This is a genomic window from Flavobacterium urumqiense, assembly GCF_900108015.1.
GTDB classification, from domain to species: Bacteria; Bacteroidota; Bacteroidia; order Flavobacteriales; family Flavobacteriaceae; genus Flavobacterium; species Flavobacterium urumqiense.
In genome coordinates, this window is record NZ_FNVP01000002.1 from 381614 (window position 1) to 387805 (window position 6192).

General features: G+C 30.4%; 7 protein-coding genes and 1 pseudogene. 1 reads left to right on the forward strand and 7 read right to left on the reverse strand.

Going from position 1 to position 6192, the window contains the following annotated elements; translation table 11 throughout:
• Positions 1-21: 21 nt before the first annotated feature.
• A complete protein-coding gene (pdxA, locus tag C4S35_RS04865) occupies positions 22-1071 on the reverse strand; it encodes a 4-hydroxythreonine-4-phosphate dehydrogenase PdxA (RefSeq protein WP_103999088.1) in 1050 nt (349 codons plus the stop codon).
• 58 nt (positions 1072-1129) lie between these two features.
• Here pdxA and C4S35_RS04870 point away from each other — a divergent pair, with 58 nt between their 5' ends.
• Positions 1130-1717: a riboflavin synthase gene (locus C4S35_RS04870; RefSeq protein WP_103999089.1), complete on the forward strand. Its 588-nt coding sequence runs from the start codon at positions 1130-1132 to the stop codon at positions 1715-1717.
• 33 nt (positions 1718-1750) lie between these two features.
• Here C4S35_RS04870 and C4S35_RS04875 read toward each other — a convergent pair whose 3' ends face one another.
• From C4S35_RS04875 to C4S35_RS16305, 6 genes and pseudogenes are all read right to left on the reverse strand, one after another.
• On the reverse strand, positions 1751-1984 hold the full coding sequence (locus tag C4S35_RS04875) for a hypothetical protein (RefSeq protein ID WP_244175192.1): 234 nt from the start codon (positions 1982-1984) through the stop codon (positions 1751-1753).
• Between the two features lie 366 nt (positions 1985-2350).
• On the reverse strand, positions 2351-2797 hold the full coding sequence (locus tag C4S35_RS04880) for a hypothetical protein (protein WP_103999090.1): 447 nt from the start codon (positions 2795-2797) through the stop codon (positions 2351-2353).
• Between the two features lie 62 nt (positions 2798-2859).
• A complete protein-coding gene (locus C4S35_RS04885) occupies positions 2860-3279 on the reverse strand; it encodes a hypothetical protein (protein WP_208618864.1) in 420 nt (139 codons plus the stop codon).
• Between the two features lie 130 nt (positions 3280-3409).
• Positions 3410-5116: a tetratricopeptide repeat protein gene (locus tag C4S35_RS04890; protein WP_103999092.1), complete on the reverse strand. Its 1707-nt coding sequence runs from the start codon at positions 5114-5116 to the stop codon at positions 3410-3412.
• Between the two features lie 33 nt (positions 5117-5149).
• Positions 5150-5497, reverse strand: coding sequence for a DUF3127 domain-containing protein (locus C4S35_RS04895; RefSeq protein ID WP_103999093.1), 348 nt, complete (start codon positions 5495-5497; stop codon positions 5150-5152).
• A gap of 102 nt (positions 5498-5599) precedes the next feature.
• A pseudogene (locus C4S35_RS16305) lies at positions 5600-5839 on the reverse strand (DUF6804 family protein); the annotation flags it as partial.
• Positions 5840-6192 lie beyond the last annotated feature (353 nt).

Genomic DNA, 6192 nt, shown 5'->3' on the forward strand with positions numbered 1-6192 from the left:
AACTTATTCACCTTTTTTTGTTTATAACTGTTTTTCTTTTGTTTTGAGCGGTTTCTCACTGATTTCCTTATATTGATTCCTAGAATTATAAATATCAATAGCCAAATAAACCGCTTCTTTAAATGAATTATAATCTGCTATACCTTTTCCTGCAATATCGTAAGCAGTCCCGTGATCAGGAGATGTTCTGATTTTATTTAATCCAGCGGTATAATTGACTCCTTTACCAAAAGACAAAGTCTTAAACGGAATTAATCCTTGATCATGATAAGCCGCAATAATAGCATCATATTTTTCATATTGGTTACTGCCAAAAAAACCATCTGCTGCAAAAGGGCCAAATACCAAAGTTCCTTTTTCAAATAATTTTTTCAATGCTGGTTTTATTACCAAATCATCTTCCGTCCCAATGACTCCTCCATCACCACAATGTGGATTCAAACCTAAAACAGCAATTTTAGGTTTATTAACACTGAAATCTTGAATTAATGATTGTCTTACTGTTTCAATTTTTTTTGTAATCAACTCTTCGGTTAGCTTCGATGCTACTTCACTTAAAGGAATATGATCCGTCAACAATCCAACTCTTAAGTTATCCTGAACCATTAACATCAAGGCATTCCCCTCTAATTCTTGGTCCAAATAATCTGTATGTCCCGGGAACTTAAATGTTTCTGATTGTATGTTATATTTATTTATGGGTGCCGTTACCAGCACATCGATAACACCTTCTTTTAAAGCTTTAGTAGCAGCAACAAATGATTTTATTGCATATTGACCAATTTTTTCATCATTAGTTCCAGGATTTAAATCAACCCCTTCTTTCCAAAGATTGAATACATTAATCTTCCCTACAACAATCTGATCTAATTTATCAATTCCATGTAGCATTGAAGTGGACTCAAAACTCTTTTTCACAAATGACATTATTTTCACATTAGCAAAAATAACTGGCGTACATAACTCTAACATACGCGAATCTTCGAATGTTTTTAAAACAACTTCGCTTCCAATACCGTTTAAATCTCCAATTGAAATTCCAACGATTATATTTTCTGCTTTTTTCATCATGATCTAACGTTATTTATTGCTAATTTTGAAGTGCAAATTTAGTAAAATAAAACAAGAAATGTTTACAGGAATAATAGAAACCCTTGGTGTAATCCAAGAAATAAAAAAAGAGAAAGACAATATTCATATTACGATAGATTCTTCTATTACCAGCGAACTTAAAATTGACCAAAGCGTTGCTCATAATGGAATTTGCTTGACTGTTGTAGCTTTAAAAGACACTCTTTATACAGTAACAGCAATTGACGAAACAATTAAAAAAACGAATTTATCGTATTGGAAAATAGGCGACAGCGTAAATCTTGAAAGAGCCATGAAACTTGGCGATCGCCTTGACGGCCATATTGTACAAGGCCACGTAGACCAGACAGGAACTTGTATAGTAGCACGAGAAACTAAAGGAAGCTGGCTTTACACCTTTGAGTATGATGAAACATTAAATAATATCACTATCGAAAAAGGATCAATCACTGTAAATGGCGTTAGTTTAACAGTCGTAAACTCAGAGAAGAATCAATTTAGCGTGGCCATTATTCCATATACACACGAGCACACTAATTTTAAATCATTTGAAGTTGGCACAAAAATAAATCTTGAATTTGATGTAATTGGCAAGTATATCTCTCGATTATACGCTAATAAATAACATTACAATTTTTATAAAAACAAAAACTCCAATTTAAATTGGAGTTTTTGTTTTTAATTTATGACTGTAAATAACATATATTCCAAAAATCAATGCAATTATTATTAGTATAAAAATATTTTCATCAATAGGCAATCCTGGTGGTGGGGGTGGTTTTCTTCGTCCGGAAGGATTCGGCTCCGGAAGTGCTGGATTACCGGCAATGGCAAAAAACGTCCCAAACAGGAAAGCTATAAAAAGATAAAATTTGTTTGGCAAAGTATTCATAATTCCCAAAAATAATAAATCAATCGTTTAAAAAAAGTAATCTGAGCTATTTATTATCAATCTTTATTAAATTTAACAAAAAAAATCTATTCCTCCCCCAAAAACTACTTCTTATTATACAAAGATATGCATTTTACATATAGCCCTAATTCGATATATTTAAAAAATAAAACCCCTCAAAGTATTATTTTTGAGGGGTTTATCGTGGTCCCACCTGGGCTCGAACCAGGGACCACCTGATTATGAGTCACTACCGTATATGTAATATATTCTTGCTTTTGTTTTCACATAGCTTTAAAATCAAGGGGTTACAGATTTTTTGTTTTTCTTTTAATTGCATTTTTTAATTCTTTTTCCTTTAAATGTTTAACCTATGTTTAACCCAAGATTATTTATGTCAAAAAAAGTTTCCAACTGTATCTCATTATATGATACAATTAACATCATAATATTTTCGCTATTCTTTATAACAATAATTCTTTGATTGCTGGTAATTGACAATAACACAGGATTTTTAAAATCATCTGATTTAATCCTTTTGTTACTTTTTAAATTCAGTTTTTCTATTAATTCAGAATAGCAGTCACCTTTTATAAAATAGAATACACCAGTAAGAAAATCACAATTGTAAGCTAATAGGATTTTATGTATTTCGAAGTTAAAGAAACTGCTTTTATCTTTACCAATGTATCTGTAAACTTCATACCTTAGATTGTTATCTACTACAGAAGTTACCCAATCTAACTCAAATTCATATTTTCCATATTGCTCACCTATCTTGAACTTTAGTTCCTGTTGCAGTTTCTTATTCATAGGCTTTGTATTAAATTAGAAAACCACCCTTTTGAGGCGGTTTTAATAGTACTTTTGAAATATTAATTTTCTTTATAATGAATATTAATTTGACTGCTATTATAAAAATCTGTTTGCCTTACAGTTTTATCATTTATAAACTCAATCTTATTTTTCAAAGTTGGGCTCTGTTGCCAATTATTATTCCAAGCTTCTCCTTTGTCTGGATAGTATTCAATTAGAACATCACCATCAATAATAGTCCATGCTCCATTATAAGTTGTTGCAACTCCATTATAAGTGTTAATATACGCAGCTGTTTTGTCTGAATTATAGGAATATGTATTTCCTTTAAGATTTGAAGACGTATTCCATTTTCCAATTAGTTTTTGTTCTGTTGGGGTTAATGAAGAATTTGTGCTTTCATCACTTTTGGAGCAAGATGTTGCAGTTATTAAAATCATTGTAATTATTGCAACTAAAAATAGTTTACTCTTTTTCATGTGTAGTTTTAATTTACGGTTAATATTATTTTTATACTTGAATTCTTCTTTTTTCTAACTGGTATTTTAATGAAAAGTATTTCTTGTACTCCTCTGAATCAGTACACATTTCTCCAAATGCTTCGTTATCTCATACTTGGTATTTAGTAATCATTGACCAATAATGTTCCTGATAAGCAGTTTCAAACTGAGTTATGATTTTGTAGTTACCTTCAATATACTTTCGCTCAGTAAGTAATTGATGATGGTTTATTTTTAACCTACCATCATTATCAATATTATATGATGATTTCTTTACTCCGTTATAAAGTTCTTCATTGACAACCAACCACTTTAGTACAATAGATTCAATTGAAATATCTAATTTTTGGTACTCTTCTAATGCATCAAATGCTGGTATTTCATGGTTGATGTAATTAATCCTACTTTCAATATTAGAAAATAATTTTCTGAAATTATCTATTGAACTGTAAACAAACGTAGCAAGTTCATTGCCATCATCTTCAATATAGTCGTATAATCTCCTGTTTCTTTCTAACCAGTTTAAGAGAAAATCTTTTTTTAGCATTTGAGCTTTTGACTTCACTATTTCATTATAAGAATCTTTACAATTTTGAAATGTTTTTGTCTTTGATGGAGAAGGGAAATAAGTTGCTTGTTCATCTAATCCAATATCAAAGTAAAACTTACGGTTCTTCTTAACATCTACATCTTTAGTTTTTATTCTGCAACAACAATAAATGTCTTTGAAATCGTTTTCAGTTTCATCAAAAACTAAATCAACAAATGAATTAGAATAATTAGCTATAAATGAAAACCCTGTGCATCCATAACTTTTACATGTTTCACCACCACAACTCCCCACATAAGGTATTAAGGCAGTATCTTTTTCCTGCTTAAATTGTTGAAAGACTATATTCATCTTTTTTAAAAAAGTTGTTTTAGTTGCTTTTTGATAGGTTCTGTTATCATTTAAAAGTTCTTCTAATAATGAAATATTCATTTCAGAGAATGCTTTAATGATTAATGGTTTTTTTGATGGCATTCCAGCATCAATAATAACACGTTCTTCTTCAAAAAGTTTGTATTCGGATTCTTTTAGCATGTTCCTAGAAACCAGAGTCTCTGGATTTATCTCAATAGCTTTTGTTAAATCTTTGATGGCGCTCTTGTAATTTTTTAAACTAAAATAAGCACAACCTCTTAAACTGTAATATCTAAAATTTGCAGGGTCTAATTCATAAACTTTTGTAAAATCTGCAATAGATTTTTCGAAAAATTCTAGTTCTAAGTTTGCACTAGCTCTTAAAACATAGGCTCTGTAATTATTTGGCTCTAACTCTATACACTTTGCGAAATCTTCAATTGCACCACTAAAATCTTTTAAATTACTTCTTGACAAACCTCTAGTTTCATAACAACTTGCAAAGTTTTCATCTGTTGAAATAGCAATCGAAAAATCTTGTATTGCTTCTTCGAATTCCTTTAAAATTCCTCTTACACTTCCTCGATTAAAATATGCAATCTCATAATTTTGGTCAATTTCGATTGCTTTTGTGTAATCTAAAATTGCACCTTCATAATCTTCTATGCTTCTCCTAGCAGTACCACAGTAATTGTAGGCATATTTACAATTGGGTTTGATGGCTATAAACTGCTCAAACAAATCAATTGCTTTGTAGTAATCTTCAATATTAGCTTTGAAAGTAAATCTTCTTTTTTCGTTGAAATTTGTATTGCTATGAATTAGACTGTAATAATCTTCGCCATTATTTTCTATAACACTACTGTTGATTAAGTAAAATGCTTCATTAAAAAGTGAATTTGTATTCTGCATTTTGAGGTACTTGTTTGTGTATTTTTAATTCTTTTAAAAAGGCAAATCATTATCATCATCTTCTTCGTTAGAATGAAAATTTTGAGGAATTGCTTCATTTTTTGGTGTTGAAGGTGAAGTAACAGTTTCTATTTTCCAAGCTTTTACATCAGTGTACCATTTGTTGTTGTATTCTCTACTTTCTAATTCGTAGAAAATCGTTAAAACATTACCTATTTTTAATTGGTCATCATTTATTTTGTCTCCCCAAATGCTGACACATATTTTCTTAGGATATTGTCCATCTGTTTCTAGAATAATGTCTTGTTTACGCCAAGTACCGTTTTTAGATTCTCCTGTTTGTAATGGTTGGAGCTGGATTAGTGTCGCTGTGATTTGCATATTTCATTTTATGAGTATTGAATAAAAATGGGTTTGATTTATTGAGTTATAATGAAAGGTAAAAGATTCTACTTCGAACCAGCAGGTAAAAAATCATCATTCTTACACATCCACAATCCCAACTTCCTTGTTTTTATGGACAAATGCAAACACTCCAAAAAACACAGCGGTAAGTAAATTTAGTGGTATCCAAATTGCTTTGCTAATATGTATTGGGAAAATTGGATTGTATAAAATAATGATTGAAACAAACACAACTAGTAATACGCTTTTGTTCTTTTTATACAAGTCGAAAGCGTTTATTAACGCAACTAGTGTAATAGCAATACGAATAAACTGGTAATATCCATAAGGTGGAAAAACCGGTCAAATTGACCACCCAATTCCAGTGCAAATTGACCACCAGTTTCGGAGCAAACTGACCACCACTTTCCAGTTCAAATTGACCACCTGAATTTGAGGTAAAATTGGACATTAAAAACTACTGACTTTTTCATGTTGTTAGCACCATACATTCGTTTAAAAAAACACGGATTATGGCAAACAAAATAACAGACATGAGTAAAATTAGAAAAGCAATTAAATTCTACTGTAACGGCAAAAGTAAGTTATTCATAAGTAAGTACTTATCTCTTTCCAGGAATACAGTAAAGAAGTATATTTCTTTATTTGAAGTGCTAGGATTAAGTTTTGAA

Excerpts from the sequence above, each read along its gene's own strand:
- pdxA (WP_103999088.1), bottom strand. The coding sequence starts at position 1,071 with ATGATGAAAAAAGCAGAAAATATAATCGTTGGAATTTCAATTGGAGAT.
- C4S35_RS04870 (WP_103999089.1), top strand. The coding sequence starts at position 1,130 with ATGTTTACAGGAATAATAGAAACCCTTGGTGTAATCCAAGAAATAAAA.
- C4S35_RS04875 (WP_244175192.1), bottom strand. The coding sequence starts at position 1,984 with ATGAATACTTTGCCAAACAAATTTTATCTTTTTATAGCTTTCCTGTTT.
- C4S35_RS04880 (WP_103999090.1), bottom strand. The coding sequence starts at position 2,797 with ATGAATAAGAAACTGCAACAGGAACTAAAGTTCAAGATAGGTGAGCAA.
- C4S35_RS04885 (WP_208618864.1), bottom strand. The coding sequence starts at position 3,279 with ATGAAAAAGAGTAAACTATTTTTAGTTGCAATAATTACAATGATTTTA.
- C4S35_RS04890 (WP_103999092.1), bottom strand. The coding sequence starts at position 5,116 with ATGCAGAATACAAATTCACTTTTTAATGAAGCATTTTACTTAATCAAC.
- C4S35_RS04895 (WP_103999093.1), bottom strand. The coding sequence starts at position 5,497 with ATGCAAATCACAGCGACACTAATCCAGCTCCAACCATTACAAACAGGA.